At 43.4% G+C, this 15,401-nt stretch carries 12 protein-coding genes; 3 read left to right on the top strand and 9 right to left on the bottom strand.

All coding sequences use genetic code 11. The features are described from left to right. Positions 1-59: 59 nt before the first annotated feature. Genes spoVG through T546_RS0116790 form a run of 3 tightly spaced genes read right to left on the bottom strand, consistent with a single transcriptional unit; the run spans position 60 to position 2,759 of the window. A complete protein-coding gene (spoVG, locus tag T546_RS0116800) occupies positions 60-341 on the bottom strand; it encodes a septation regulator SpoVG (RefSeq protein WP_024837991.1) in 282 nt (93 codons plus the stop codon). Positions 342-366: 25 nt separating this feature from the next. Continuing rightward, on the bottom strand, positions 367-1,488 hold the full coding sequence (gene glgD, locus T546_RS0116795; RefSeq protein WP_024837990.1) for a glucose-1-phosphate adenylyltransferase subunit GlgD: 1,122 nt from the start codon (positions 1,486-1,488) through the stop codon (positions 367-369). Further along, positions 1,485-2,759, bottom strand: a complete 1,275-nt coding sequence (locus tag T546_RS0116790) for a glucose-1-phosphate adenylyltransferase (RefSeq protein ID WP_026892621.1) — start codon at positions 2,757-2,759, stop codon at positions 1,485-1,487. Before T546_RS0116790 ends, glgD begins: the two co-directional genes overlap by 4 nt. Positions 2,760-3,000: 241 nt before the next feature. Between T546_RS0116790 and asnS the strand changes: the two genes are divergently transcribed. The 3 genes from asnS to T546_RS0116775 all read left to right on the top strand — a co-directional run bounded on the left by asnS (position 3,001) and on the right by T546_RS0116775 (position 7,408). Beyond that, positions 3,001-4,392, top strand: a complete 1,392-nt coding sequence (gene asnS / locus T546_RS0116785; protein WP_026892620.1) for an asparagine--tRNA ligase — start codon at positions 3,001-3,003, stop codon at positions 4,390-4,392. Positions 4,393-4,470: 78 nt separating this feature from the next. Then, positions 4,471-5,541 carry a metallophosphoesterase family protein gene (locus T546_RS0116780; RefSeq protein ID WP_024837987.1) on the top strand — a complete coding sequence of 357 codons (1,071 nt, stop codon included), beginning with the start codon at positions 4,471-4,473 and terminating at the stop codon, positions 5,539-5,541. A 4-nt stretch (positions 5,542-5,545) separates the two neighbouring features. Then, positions 5,546-7,408: an ATP-binding protein gene (locus T546_RS0116775; protein ID WP_026892619.1), complete on the top strand. Its 1,863-nt coding sequence runs from the start codon at positions 5,546-5,548 to the stop codon at positions 7,406-7,408. 228 nt (positions 7,409-7,636) lie between these two features. Here the strand turns inward: T546_RS0116775 and brnQ are convergent, their stop codons facing one another. From brnQ to T546_RS0116745, 6 genes are all read right to left on the bottom strand, one after another. Next, positions 7,637-8,950 (bottom strand): branched-chain amino acid transport system II carrier protein, encoded by a 1,314-nt coding sequence (gene brnQ / locus T546_RS0116770; RefSeq protein ID WP_026892618.1) that lies wholly within the window; start codon positions 8,948-8,950, stop codon positions 7,637-7,639. An 11-nt stretch (positions 8,951-8,961) separates the two neighbouring features. Then, the gene (locus tag T546_RS0116765; protein ID WP_026892617.1) at positions 8,962-10,140 is read right to left on the bottom strand and encodes a ribose-phosphate pyrophosphokinase; all 1,179 of its coding nucleotides are present in this window, start codon (positions 10,138-10,140) and stop codon (positions 8,962-8,964) included. A gap of 218 nt (positions 10,141-10,358) precedes the next feature. Next, positions 10,359-11,096, bottom strand: coding sequence for a GntR family transcriptional regulator (locus tag T546_RS0116760; RefSeq protein ID WP_026892616.1), 738 nt, complete (start codon positions 11,094-11,096; stop codon positions 10,359-10,361). Positions 11,097-11,173: 77 nt separating this feature from the next. Next, entirely contained in the window at positions 11,174-11,809 is a 636-nt protein-coding gene (locus T546_RS0116755; RefSeq protein WP_026892615.1) for a hypothetical protein, read from the bottom strand. Next, positions 11,799-13,925, bottom strand: coding sequence for a hydantoinase/oxoprolinase family protein (locus T546_RS0116750; protein WP_026892614.1), 2,127 nt, complete (start codon positions 13,923-13,925; stop codon positions 11,799-11,801). Before T546_RS0116750 ends, T546_RS0116755 begins: the two co-directional genes overlap by 11 nt. 39 nt (positions 13,926-13,964) lie before the next feature. Beyond that, positions 13,965-15,251 (bottom strand): citrate transporter, encoded by a 1,287-nt coding sequence (locus T546_RS0116745; RefSeq protein ID WP_026892613.1) that lies wholly within the window; start codon positions 15,249-15,251, stop codon positions 13,965-13,967. Positions 15,252-15,401 lie beyond the last annotated feature (150 nt).

Here is a 15,401-nt window from a genome sequence, read left to right as displayed (position 1 = left end):
TTCCGGGCAAAAAAAACGCAGACAGTACGAAAAGCCTGCCTGCGGATCCTTTTATTTGATTAAGCAAATACTGCCTCAGGTACATCCATAGCAGTGGTCTCATATTTATCCAAAATCACCTTTTGAATGGTGTCTCTGGTGCCGGAATTAATCGGATGAGCGATATCCCGATATTCACCATCTGCCGCCTTACGGCTGGGCATTGCTATAAATAGTCCTTTTTCTCCTTCAATAACTTTGATGTCATGAATAACAAATTCGTTATCCAATGTGATTGATACTATGGCCTTCATCTTTCCCTCTTTTTCAATACGTCGTACTCTTACATCTGTAATCTGCATGTTCTTCCCCTTCCCGTCACATTTACTATAATGTGTATCGTTCGTTTTTCTCCAAGACAATCTTTACATTGTCCGTTGTTCCTATATAGGTGGTATTGGCACGGATGGTATCCCGGCTTTCTACGATACAGTTTTCAATCACCGTATTGTCGCCTATATAGACGTCATTTAAAATAATGGAGTTTTTAATGACGCAGTTGTTGCCGACATAGGCCTTTTTATAAAGGACTGAATTCTCGACAACGCCGTTGACAATGCTACCGCTGGACACCAGGCTGTTTTTTACAGATGCACCTGGGTTGTATTTTGCAGGCGGCAGATCATCGATCTTTGAGTAAACATCCGGATACTGACGGAAGAAATAATTTCTTACTTCCGGTTTTAAGAAATCCATATTGGTCTTGTAGTAGGATTCCACGGATGCGATATTTCTCCAGTAATCGTTCATCTTATAAGCATATATTCTTTTCAAATTCCGATATCGTACCAGAATGTCACTCACAAAATCATAGCGGTCCTCCATGGCGCACTGCTCAATCAGTTCAATAAGCTGACGCCTGCGGATGACATAAATGCCGCAGGAAACCGTATTAGAGGAAGCCACCATAGGCTTCTCTTCAAAATCTGTAATCCTGCCATCCTGATTGGTCTTTACCAGGCCGAAACGTGTGATATCTTCTCCCGCAGGCAGCTCTGTGCATACTACGGTAATATCTGATTTCTTCTCTATATGATATTCAAGTACCTTGCCGTAATCCAGTTTGTAGATGCCGTCTCCTGCGGCTATGACTACGTAAGGTTCATGACTGTTCTTTAAAAATGTAAGGTTTTGAAACAGCGCATCCGCAGTACCCCTGTACCAGTCACTGCTATCTGCGGTAATGGTTGGAGTAAATACGAATAATCCGCCCTGCTTTCTTCCGAAATCCCACCATTTGGATGAACTCAAATGAAGATGCAGGGATCTGGAATTATACTGAGTTAATACTGCTACATTCTGAATGTGGGAATTGGTCATATTGCTGAGAGCAAAATCAATGCTCCTGTAATTCCCTGCAATAGGCATGGCTGCAATGGCCCTTCTGTTGGACAGTTCCCGCATCCGTTTACTGTTCCCGCCTGCTAATACAATTCCGATTGCTCTCATCGCATGCCACCTGCCTTTATGATATAATCTCCGCTGGCCAGTTCTCCGTCTTTATAATCTTCAGGGACGGTGATACCCACGATTGCTGTATTCTTGCCTATGGTCACCTGATCCGGGATGATAGAATTCTCTCCTATCGTTACCAGATCGAACTGATAGACCTTTGGATCATACTTGCTCTTTTCATAGTCTCCGGTACCAATTTTTACACCGGTTCCCACTGTCACATTCTCAGCAATAATAGCCTTTGTGATCTTAGCGTCTTCCCCGATCACGCACTCTCTCATAATGATAGAATCCTTTATGACCGCGCCCTTTTTAATGATGACGCCGGCACCGATGACGGAATTTCTTACCTCTCCGTAAATTTCGGTTCCTTCTCCCACAATGCTTCTGTCTATAACAGCTTCCTCGGAGACGTACTGAGGCGGAATAATGTCGCTTTTTGTATAAATCTTCCAGTACTCTTCATAAAGATTAAATTCAGGAATGATATCAATCAACTCCATATTGGCCTCCCAATAAGAGCCCAAGGTACCTACATCCTTCCAATATCCGTTGTATTCGTAGGCAAAGACCCGCTTTCCCTCTTCAAAACAATGGGGTATGATATGTTTTCCAAAATCACACCCAGGTACGTCAGACATACGAATCAGTGCTTCCTTTAATGCTTTCCAGCTAAATATGTATATTCCCATGGAAGCCAGATTACTTCTTGGACTCGCAGGCTTTTCCTCAAATTCCGTAATCCGGTTACTTTCATCTGTAATCAGTATCCCAAACCGGCTTGCCTCTTCAATAGGCACCGGCATCGCAGCAATGGTGATATCTGCATTATTCGCTTTGTGATATTCCAGCATGACCTCATAATCCATCTTATAGATGTGGTCTCCAGATAAAATGAGGACGTAATCGGGATTGTAGGTCTCCATATATTCCAGGTTCTGATATATGGCATTTGCTGTACCGGTATACCAGTCACTTCCCTTGCTCCGTTCATAAGGAGGTAAAATAGTGACTCCGCCCACATTCCTGTCGAGATCCCAGGGAATGCCGATGCCGATATGAGTATTCAGGCGCAATGGCTGATACTGGGTAAGAACTCCTACCGTATCAACTCCTGAATTGATGCAGTTGCTAAGCGGGAAATCAATGATTCGGTATTTACCGCCAAAGGACACTGCTGGTTTGGCCACTTTTTGCGTAAGCACACCTAAGCGGCTGCCTTGTCCGCCTGCCAAAAGCATGGCTATCATCTCTTTTTTAATCACGTTATCACCTCTTGCTGTAATTATTGTGACTACATTATACCATACTTCGCTTTAATAGTGAACAAATATTTCATTTTATCTTATAGTTTTTTGTGCATTTTCCGACATTTTTCGTGCTTTTTACAAATTTTTTACGTTTTTAGGCGTATCTGTTGTTTTTACCCCACGCCCCCCTTGAATAGAATCTTAAAATACAGTATAATCTTAATAAGTATGCGAACATGTAAAAGGAGAATCTATTATGGATTTAATCACGGTAAGAGAGATATATAAAAAGCAGGAAACATTTCTTAATTCCCAGGTTACGGTCGGAGGCTGGGTAAGAAGTCTGCGGGATTCCAAATCCTTTGGATTCATCGTATTAAACGACGGATCTTATTTTGAAACCCTTCAGGTGGTTTATCACGATACCATGGAGAATTTTTCAGAAATCAGCAAGTTAAACGTCGGCGCTGCCGTTATCGTAACCGGAACATTAGTTCCTACCCCCGATGCCAAGCAGCCCTTTGAGATACAGGCTACAGAGGTTACCGTAGAAGGCACCTCTTCCCCGGATTATCCTCTTCAGAAGAAACGCCACAGCTTTGAGTATTTAAGAACCATCTCCCATTTACGTCCAAGGACCAACACCTTCCAGGCCGTATTCCGGGTTCGTTCCTTAATTGCTTATGCCATTCACCAGTTTTTCCAGGAGAGAGATTTCGTTTACGTTCATACTCCCCTGATTACAGGAAGTGACTGCGAAGGCGCGGGCGAGATGTTCCAGGTTACCACTATGGATTTAAATAACATTCCTAAGACAGAGGAAGGGACCATTGATTTCACTCAGGATTTCTTTGGTAAGCCTACCAACTTAACCGTAAGCGGTCAGTTAAATGGTGAGACCTATGCCATGGCATTCCGTAACATCTATACCTTTGGCCCTACCTTCCGCGCGGAAAATTCCAACACCACCCGCCATGCCGCTGAATTCTGGATGATTGAGCCGGAGATGGCATTTGCAGATTTAAATGACAACATGGCTCTTGCTGAGTCCATGTTAAAATACGTGATTCGTTATGTACTTGAACACGCTCCGGAAGAGATGAACTTTTTTAACCAGTTCGTGGACAAGGACCTTTTAAACCGGTTGAACCACGTGTTAAATTCTGAATTCGCCCGTGTTACTTATACAGAAGCGGTAGAACTCCTTACCCAGCATAATGATGAGTTCGATTATAAAGTGTTCTGGGGCTGCGATCTACAGACCGAGCATGAGCGCTATTTAACAGAGCAGCTTTACAAAAAGCCAGTATTTGTTACGGATTATCCAAAGGAAATCAAGGCATTCTACATGAAGCTTAATGAGGATAATAAGACCGTGGCAGCCGTAGACTGCCTCGTTCCTGGCATCGGCGAGATCATCGGCGGCAGCCAGAGAGAGGATAACTACGACAAACTGGTGGCTCGTATGGACGAGCTGGAACTTAACAAGGAAGATTATGACTTCTACCTTGACTTAAGAAAATACGGCTCCACACGCCATGCAGGCTTTGGTTTAGGCTTTGAGCGCTGTGTGATGTATCTGACCGGAATGGCCAATATCCGTGACGTAGTTCCATTCCCAAGAACCGTTAACAACTGCGAACTTTAAGCCTGTACCACAAATTCCCTACCCGTCCGGCAGGGAATTTGTGGTATCTTTTCACATAGGACCAGCGAGGTAACGAGAATGAAATTTATACATATTGCAGATGTTCACTGGGGCATGAGTCCTGACAGCGACAAGCCCTGGAGCAAGGAACGGTGCCAGGATATTAAGGACACCTTTGCAAAGGCAGTCCATCAGGCAAAGGTCCTGGAAGCCGATTGCCTTTTCATTTCCGGAGACTTATTCCACCGGCAGCCACTTGCCAGGGATTTAAAGGAGGTCAACTACCTCTTTTCCACCATCCCCTCCGTGCATGTGGTCATTATCGCAGGAAATCATGACCGAATCCGCAAAAATTCAGCTATCTTAAGCTTTACCTGGGCACCTAATGTAACTTATTTCATGGGGGAAGAGCTGGAAAGCGTTTATTTCAAGGAGATCAATACAGAGGTCTACGGGTTCAGCTATTACTCGGCTGAGATTCCGGAAAACCGTCTGGATCATTTAAAAGTACCAAACAACGGCAGAATTCATGTGCTTTTAGGCCATGGCGGTGATGCCAACCACATCCCATTTGATAAGGGAGCCATGTCAAACCTGGACTTCTCCTACATTGCCATGGGCCACATTCACAGACCTGAGATCCTCATTGAGAACCGTATGGCATTTTCCGGTTCCCTAGAGCCTCTTGATAAGACTGAGTCCGGGCCTCACGGCATGATTATGGGGGAAATCAACGAAGTGACACGTATGGTTTCCTATTTAAAGTTCATCCCAATAGCCAAGCTTCAGTATGTTTCCCTGGCGGTCAATGTGACCACAGCCACCACCAATACAGAGCTTGCGATGAAGATCACCCAGGAGATTCAAAACCGGGGCACTGAGAATATCTTCCGTTTCCGCATACGTGGTATGAGGGATCCTGATATTTCCTTTGACTTAGATATGCTCTCCACCCGGTTTAAGATCATGGAGATCATAGACGAATCCGAACCCCAATATGACTTTTCCGCTCTCTTTGCCGAGCATTCCAGTGATATGATCGGATTTTATATTCAGGCCCTTCAAAAGCCTGAGATGAGCCCCATGGAAAAGAAAGCCCTCTATTACGGCATCAATGCACTGCTTCGCACCACGGACGAAAGGAGCTGATCCCATGAAAATACTGGACATATATATCAATGGCTTTGGAAAATTCCACGGCAGGAATCTGACCTTCCAGAATGGGCTTAACATCGTCTACGGAAAGAACGAAGCAGGAAAATCCACCATACATACCTTTATCCGGGGCATGCTTTTCGGCATTGAGCGACAGAGGGGAAGAGCATCTAAAAATGATCTCTACACCAAGTTCGAGCCATGGGAAAACAGCGGCACTTATGAAGGGCAGATCCGGTTAGAGCATAAGGAGCACATTTACCGGATTGAAAGGACCTTTCAGAAGAATAAAAAGGAATTTAAGATTGTAGATGAAACCGCAGGCCGGGAAATCGAGCCTACCAAAGCTTTCTTAGATGACCTTTTATGCGGACTGAGTGAAACTACCTATATTAATACCGTGAGCATCAGCCAGTTAAAGAGTGCGACGGATGAAGGAATGGTTTCTGAGCTTAAAAATTATATCGCCAATTTAAACAATACAGGAAGCCTTGCCTTAAACATTACAAAGGCTGCTTCATTTTTAAAGTCCCAGAAAAAAGAGCTGGAATCCCAGATGGTGCCTGAGGCTGCCCGGACCTATACCTCTTTACTCAGCGAGATTCGCAATACGGAACGGGAGATATCCTCTCCGGAGTTTGAAAACCAGATCAACCAATTTCAAAGGCTGAGGGAAGATGTTAAGACTTCCCTGGAAGAGCTCCAGAAGGAAAAGGAAGAGCTGATTAAAAAGGTAGCAAGAGGAAAACAGGTCTTAAGCAGCAACCAATTTACAGATCAGGACTCCATAAATGCATATTCTTTAAAAGCTCAGGAAAACTTCGATGAATATATGAGAGCCAAGGAAGCGTCAGGCAAAAAGCCCAGAAAGGTATTTTCTGTCCTTTCCCTTATCCTTGCAACGGCACTATTATGCGGAGTGGGAGGCCTTTATTACCTGGGTGAGTCCAATTACTTAACTGCTAATTACGGTCTTGATCTCCTGCTTCTTATGAGCGTGTTCATGGGTACTGCCATTATCTTTTACCTCGTCGGGCTGATTCTCTTTTTAAAGCTGAAGCAAAGTCAGAAGGACATGGAAATGAGCGCCAAGATTTTGCAGGAAATTCTATCCAGACATCTAGGGAGTACAGATATTTCAACGGAAGCTATGCGGGCATTCCAGTCCAGAATGGCGGAGTTTACCCGTTTGTCATCTGCTGTCATCAAATCTGAGGCCGCCATTACCCAGAAGCAGGCTGAGATAGAAGAGCTTCAAAAGAAGCAGGAAACCTGCGGGGAAACCATTGAGAAGCAGCAAAAAAGCCAATGGGAGCTGGAGAGGAAGCTTGAGCACTTATCAAGCTGTAAAACTCAGGCAGAGGGGCTGAAGCATATTATAGAGGAAAATGATCGGATACGGGAAGAGGTCTCTGCCATTGATTTAGCCCTTGAGACCATGACCGGCTTATCTTCCACCATCCGGGATTCCTTCGGGCTTTATTTGAACCGAGCTGCCTCTGATCTCATTAAGGGCATTACGGGTGGTATCTATACCAGCATGAGCGTGGATGAGAATCTAAATGTATTTCTTAATACCAAAACAAAGCTGGTGCCACTGGAGCAGGTCAGCAGCGGAACTATGGACCAGGTTTATTTAGCCCTTCGACTTGCTGCAGCCACTCTGATTCAGGAAGGTACGGAGCGTATGCCAATGATCTTTGACGACAGCTTTGTACTTTATGATGATGACAGACTTCGGACCGCCCTAAAGTGGCTGGTGACTGCGTATTCTGACCAGATTATTATATTTACCTGTCATCAAAGAGAGGCTCAGATGCTGACGGCTAACTTGATTCCTTATCATCTGATTGAGATATAAAAAGATACGATAGTATGAAGAGAAGTACTTTATAAGAAGATAGATACTATATTAATAAAACGGGAGTGTTGCAAGTTGATATGAGATATTTATGATTTCATATCAGGAGCAATGCTCCTGTTCTTTTTTACAAAAGGGGCTGGTACAAAATTAACTTACGCTAATTTTGTACCAGCCCCTAGTTTGATTTTTTATATTCCGGACTTATTTGACCAATATTTTTTTGATTCAGGCTTTACTGCTCTCTCTTTTATTAAGCACAGCTAAAACAACCCCAATCACCACACCAACAAGGGCAGGAACGATCCAGCCAAGCCCAGTGGAATAAAGAGGCAGCTTGGACATTATCTGATGCAGTACGGTCACTCCAGCCTGTTCTAATGACAACATTACGCTTATGACACCGGTCAAGCTGATGGCGCAAACGTAAACTGACCGCCACCGTTTTCCATCCCGGAATCCGAAGGAGAGTAAGATCAGCACAATGGCTACCGGATAGATCGCGCTTAATACGGGAACTGATATCTGCAAAATCTTAGTGAGACCTACATTGGAAATCACGAAGCTTGACAGTGCAAATATAACGGCCCAGGTCCGGTAGCCGATTCCCGGAACTATGGTACAGAAATATTTGCTGCAACAGCTGATTAGACCAATACAGGTATTTAAGCAGGCAATAAAAAATACCACTGCCAGCATCACAAGACCAGTTCTTCCATATAAGAAACTGACTGCCTGATTCAGGGTCTGGGCACCGTTTTCATCCGGACCAAAGGCACCGCCTGTCACAGCCCCTACATGAGCCAGGGCGCCGTAAACAAGAAGAAGAATTCCTCCTGCCACGAAGCCTGCGTTGATGGTCTCTCCCACCACAACAGAATCCTTTTTCACTCCCATTCCCTTAATATTAAGAGAAATGACGATTCCGAAATTAAGAGCTGCAATGGTATCCATGGTGAGATAGCCATCTAAAAAGCCCTTGACCAAGGGTCCTGACGCATATTCCTTTATAGGTGTTCCATAAAGCCCCGGCGGCTTTATGAGACTGCCTGCAAAAATCACTACGATGAGCACCAGAAGTACTGGAGTGAGAACCTTTCCAAGACGTTCCGTCAGCTTATCGGGATTAAGAGCTACCACAAAGGCAATTACAAAGAATGCGGCAGAATAAAAGATCTGTGCGACCTGCAGATTGCCGCTTCCTAAAAACGGAACCACAGCCATCTCAAAAGAAGTACTGGCTGTTCTTGGAATGGCAAGGCAGGGTCCGATGGATAAGTAATTTAACAAGGTGAAAACAAATGCAAACCTGGGGTGAACCCGTTCCGCCAGGTAAAAAAATCCCCCTGCTTTTGCTACGGCAACCACTCCCAGCACGGGAAAGCCGATGGCAGTGATTGCAAAGCCGATCATAGCCGTCCAGGTACTGGTTCCAGCCAGGGAACCTAAAAAGGGCGGAAATATAAGATTTCCCGCCCCGAAAAACATGGAGAAGAGTGTAAGACCAATTAAGATCCGCTTCTGAACCGATAATTTATCCATCTGTCCCCCATTTACCGATCGCCTGCGCGGTAGCGCTCCACCACACGGTTAATTCTGGTTGTTGGATTTAAAAGATCACTTAAGGATGCATCATGGTTTAAATTATCTATGATCAGGGCAATGTATTTGCTCATGTCTACATCAATGTAATACGGTCTGGAAAGAAGATCCGGTGTCTGGTATACCAGATTGGTGGTAAGAATCCGGTCAATAAAGCCATTTTCATGATATTCATCAAACTTCGCAAGTCCATTGGTGAAGAGGCCAAAGGTCGCACAAACGAATACCTTTCTTGCTTTTCTTCTTTTTAATTCTTTTGCTACGTCAAGCATGCTTTCACCAGAGGAAATCATATCATCAACAATGATTACATCCTTGCCCTCTACACTGCTTCCCAGGAATTCATGGGCAACAATGGGGTTACGTCCGTTGACGATCTGAGTATAATCACGGCGTTTGTAGAACATACCCATATCAAGACCTAATACGTTGGCAAAGTAAACAGCACGTCCCATACCGCCTTCATCCGGGCTGATGACCATCATGTGATCGCTGTCGATTTCCAGCTCCTTCTCGTTCTTAAGCAGATGCTTAATGAACTGATAAATAGGCTGAACCGTTTCAAAGCCCTTTAATGGAATGGCATTCTGGACTCTTGGGTCATGGGCATCAAAGGTTATGATATTCTCCACTCCCATATTTACAAGCTCCTGAAGAGCCAGGGCGCAGTCTAAGGATTCTCTGCTGGATCTTTTATGCTGTCTGCTTTCATATAAGAACGGCATAATTACATTAATTCTGCGGGCTTTTCCTGCGGATGCAGCAATGACACGCTTTAAGTCCTGGAAATGGTCATCCGGGGACATGTGATTGGTCATACCGCATAAGGAATAAGTAAGGCTGTAATTGCAGACGTCAACCATGAAATAAAGGTCATCTCCACGAACGGATTCCTGGAGTGTTCCTTTCGCTTCTCCTGTACCAAATCTGGGAGTACTGGCTCCGATCAGATAGGTATCTCTCTGATATCCAGAAAAAGCAATGGTAGATTTGTGCTCGCTCTCACGTTCCTTTCTCCAGCCCACCAGGTAATCATTTACCTTGTTGCCTAAATCCGTACAGCTCTTTAACGGAATCAGGCCAAGAGGACCAACCGGAATGGTCTCTATAATTTTCTCTTCGTAAAGCATTTTTTTCTCCTCCAACGTATCTAAATACAATGCAACGGTTCTTTTATAACATTATGTGCCGCTTTAGTCAAGACAATCAAAAGGATTCCATATATTTTCTCAAAGAACAAGCTTATTTTATTCTATTTATTTCCATAAAATTACTATTATGGAAATAAAACAGCTTCCGCCATTCAATGGAGAAGCTGTCAATATCTTAATTCACTTATGTTTTTTGTCTAGCCTTTTACCAGGCCTCCAAGGAAATCGTCACCAAATAGCCTCAGCTTACCCTTTTTAGGCAGAGCTTCAAATAATTCCGGATACTGCTCCCCGAGTTTGATGGCATTATCGTCAATATCAAGCAGATGCTGGCTTGCAATCTGAATCAGGGATTCCTTATCCCTCTTTATGATTGCCCCAAGTATCTGCCGATGTTCGGACAGCACGCTCTGCTCATGAGTGGTATCAACACAGATGAGTTGTCGAAGGCGTTGATAATTGCCCGCATCTCCCCATATAAGCTCCGCACAATACTGCTTATCCGTTGCAGCAAAAAAGTATTTATGAAATTCATCATCCAGTGACAAAAAAGCCCTGATGTCTTTTTCCTTAATCGCTTTTTCCTGCTGATCAATTATACTGTTTAAATCCGAGATATGTTTCCTCGTAAAATTCTCAACAAACTCTTTTAGAACATTTATCTCAACGCTGTACCTTATATATTGTTCTTTTTGTGCCTTTTCCAGATTGATTTTTGAAATCATAATGCCTTTTTGGGGAAGAGTTTTTATTAGCCCTTCTCTTTCCAAACGAATCAAGGCATCACGTACTGGCGATCGGCTTACATTCATTTCCTGTGCAAGATCATTGATTGTAAGAATGACTCCCGGCCGAATCCGCATTTCAATAATGCTATTGCCAAGTTCACTATATATATTATCTGCAGTGGTTTTTTTTTCGGGTTTATTCAGCAACAGTTGTCCCCCTTTTCTATCATTTTTTGTATTTATATTAATATATTAATATACCACATTTGCAGAGGAACGTCAAATTAATTAAGAACATCGGCACTTAAAGCCATATTAAACAATCGTTCGTATACACAAGGATGGCAGCCAGACTGGCTCATAAGCCTGGAAAATTCCACTGCCGCCACCTCACTGGCTGCACTGCAGCATGTATGATAGGAAAACGTCAAAAAAAACCGCTTTTTTATCATGTTAGAAGCGGTAAATATTCCAGGTGTTATGGTCTCAATATGATGAAATATTTCATGATATATAGCAATGCATCTTATCTCTTCCATAGAAAACATACTACATAGATCATTTTGCATTATAAATTCATGAACCTTATTAAGAGCTTTATGCTGAAGTACAATGGTTCTCTCAGAAGGGACATAAAGGGCAATATACTTTTGAATCTCATATTGCTCATAGAAATATCGGTGCTCCACCTGTAAGGAAAGCTGCGCCAGCCATTCCTCAAGGGAACAGCCAGCGTAATCTTTCACATATTTCTTATAAATATCTAAAGCAGTTTGAATGCTTTTTTCTATTAATTCCTCTTTGCTTTCCTGCGAAAGAGCGGAAGCTTTTGCATCTTTATAAAAGGTATATTCCCTCCAGAACTTATCCGGCCGATTTATATCTTCAAACAACTGCTCTTTTATGTCACTACAGGTCATTTTTAGCTACCACCAGAATGCATTCTTCATCGGGATCCCGGTCAGAAAGCTCTGCTTCTATGAGGCCTGCCACCTGAACAAGCTCAGGCACTCCGGAATAATCAAGCATTTTGCTTCCTGCCACCACATAAACATCTGGATTGATCCGTACCTCTCCTGCAAAGCTGCTTGTTTGATCCCAGATCCCTTTTAGGGCCTCTGGAGCTGATTTTACTGTTGTTTTCATTATATTTCCGTTTTTTCTCTGCACTTTAATGAAGCCTTTTTTATCAATCACCCGAAGTGCCTGATCATCATGATTTATAATGGTCATAATAAAGAAGCCGCTGGTAACTGCCTGCATGGTCACACTGCTCTTTTCTACTCCTACGGATTGAGCGCCTATTTCCACAGCCTCATCTTCTTTGCAGTTTTTCATCAGGTCCGTTGTTTTTACCTCAGTGGAGCCCATTGCAATTGCGGTGACCTTTTGAGCCTGTTCGTCAATCTCAAGATAGACTTCAATGGTGTCTTCCACTGCACCACTGCTCATAGCAAGCTCTTTTGCTTCCTTTTTTAATTCCGCAATGTCCCTGGCTGTGGGATTTGGTATGGTTCTTTCAACCATTTCCCGAACCATAGCAAGCGCAACTCCAATGGAGGAAATCACATCCGCGTGCTCTGGAATCTGGTATTTAAATCCCATACTTTGAGCCGTAAACGTAAGGAGTGTACCTGCACCGCCTCCAGCTCCTACCAGTACCACTTGATCCCGCTCCAGTTTATATTTTGCAATGAGCTCTTCAATAACGGGCTGAATCTTTTCACATGCCTTTGTTAGTATGGCCCTGGCGGCTTCCTCTACCGTCATGTTCACTTCCTCTGCCAAAAGCTTCATCGCTTTCAAACTGGATTCATAATTTCCCTGAGCATAGTCACCCTCCTTCAAGATGCCAAGAACATTTGCCGCGCATGTATTTGTAATAGTAACGCTTTCCCCGTTATTCAATCGAATGGCAACATAGTCCTTAGGATCGTTACTGCGAGGCTGCATATAATATAACTTTGCTCCATCAAACAGCTCCGGCGGAGTGAATGCTGCATATCCCATATTGGCAATATGAGCACTTCTCGGTCCCACATCAACAATCTTTCCTTTACTTGCACGGACCATGCTGCCTCCCGCTACGCCTAAGACCCGTACATCCAGAGAGTTTACATAAGTCCTATGTCCTCCAATAATGGAATAATCTACCGAAGGACGACCATTTTTAATGACACCAATATTCGTGGAGGTACCACCCACCTCAAAGTAAATGCCATTGGAAGCCCTTAAATACATAAGAGCACCAATCACGCTGGCAGCCGGCCCGGAAAGCATGGTTAAGATGGGACGCTTTTTCATTTCTTCAATTTCCATGACGCCCCCATCTCCTCTCATAATCATAAGAGGTACTGTCACACCAGTGCTTCTTACACTCGATTCCGTGCTGGTGGCTGTCTCAAGCATTTTGGGCAGGATGCTGGCATTTAAAGCAGCGGTTCTGGTTCGTGTTGTCAGACCGTACAGCTTTGTAATATCAGAAGCAAGTGTACAAGGCTTCCCCTGGCTCTCAGCTTCTTTTGCCACCTCCTTCTCTTCTGTCAGGTCATCTACACCAAAGGCCTTGCTGGCAACAATTACTCTGGCTCCATCCTTTATGAGAGATTCAATTTTATCTTTTATAGCTTCCTGGGTCATATCTTTACTTCGCATAAATTCATTGCTTATCTCTATATATTTCCCTGTCCCCAAATCAATATTTTCGATATGGGTCTGCTTTTTTGCCATCATGCTTTCTAAGAAGCCTTTTCCAATTCCAATGACGCCCACTTTAGCAACATCACCCTCTAAAAGTGCATTCGTCGCCTGTGTTGTACTATGTGCAATAAAAATCACTTCGTCCGGCTTTATATCATTTTCCATCAGACATTTTTCAAACGCTTCCACGACACCTTTTGCAACTCCGCTTTCATGGAAGTGAGTGGTCATAACGATACCTTTACCTACTATCTGGTTTGTATTATTATCAATGGCAACTGCCTTAGTATGAGTACCGCCCACATCGATTCCTATACGAATTGATCGTCTGCTCATTCGTCCTCCTAATCTAATTGCTATATTTCAAATATAAAATTATCTTGCTATAATCATATACCCCACCAACAGATTTGCTGCAAAGATCAACCAGGACCAAGGAAAGTTGGTACGAATATAGGTTTTCGGTTCCAGCTTGGCATAACTGATTCCCCACATACTCCAGGACTGTGTTGGGCAGGAATTTGCAACAATTGCAACGGGCGGCACCAAAAACAAGATAAATAAGAAGGGTTCCGGAAAAAATCCCGTAGCCTGCAAAATAGCGAGTGTAGCCGCACCAGAGCCAAACACCATAAGAGGCCCTCTAAAAAGTCCAAGAGGCGCACAAATTATAAATACGATTAAAATTATAATAGCGGACTGCGGAATGACACCACCTAAAAGCTCACTGAGAATGGGAGCTACCTGTTTTGCCGCGGTACTGAAAATATTAACTCCATACAACATACCAATCAAAAGACCCACATCAGCAATTCCATCGTATAGAGTCTTTTGTACCTTTTCAATGGCCTGCTTATAGTTGGTCATATTCCTTGTGAGAAGAAGCCCAAAGAAGATTCCAAGAAGAAAAGCAGGAACTGGTTTCCACTTAAATATTGCTACCATTAAAATAGGCAGAAACGGAACAATTACTGCAACAGCTGGAATTGGCTGGGCAGAAGCTGAAGTCGACACCGCCCAGGCACGAACCTTTCCCTGACCACCTTTTCTAAAATGAAACACAATAAATATGAGCATGGCAACTACATGAACAATCGTAGCAGTTACTGCAAATTTTAAATATGTATTGTCGTAAGACATATTGGGAAAAAGGGCAAGCAGCTGATTTACATACCCAAGATTTAAATACATTCCCCCTGCCACAGACATCATATAGGCTCCTACTGCCACCCGTTTCTCAACCCCAAGAGAAAACAGGATAGGGAGTACTATCATACCAATTGCCATAACCGAACCTACACCAAACGCACTGGTGAAAATAAGAGTACAAACAAGGGATACCAAAATGGTTGTTACAAGGGGCTTGTCACCAGCCATCTCCACTGTCTTTTTAATGATAAATCCAGCGATTCCAGTATCTACAATCACTCTGCCGAACCAGCTTCCAAAAACAATAATAGCTATGGTTGGACCGTAGCTTTCCACGGAAGACTGAAATACTGTATCTATTACAGTCTGATATGGCACCCGCCCGATCAGGCACCAGATTAGTGCCATAAAAACAAATCCAACCAGCAGGTTCCCCCCCTTCATACAGTAACCAATAAGCCCCGCAAACGATACCAGCAGCAAAATGCCCGCTACAACAACATAAAGACTCATACACTTCCTCCTTCTACAAGTTATAATTAGTAATTAGCCTGCACGGAAAAAAATTTATTCCCTCCATCTATGCGACTAATATATTACATATATTAGTATACTAGCATGTCAATACAAGTCTATTGATAGAATAACTAAAAACGAATAACT

This window comes from [Clostridium] aerotolerans DSM 5434 (assembly GCF_000687555.1).
Classification (GTDB): domain Bacteria; phylum Bacillota; class Clostridia; order Lachnospirales; family Lachnospiraceae; genus Lacrimispora; species Lacrimispora aerotolerans.
This window is presented reverse-complemented; position numbering and strand designations above follow the sequence as displayed.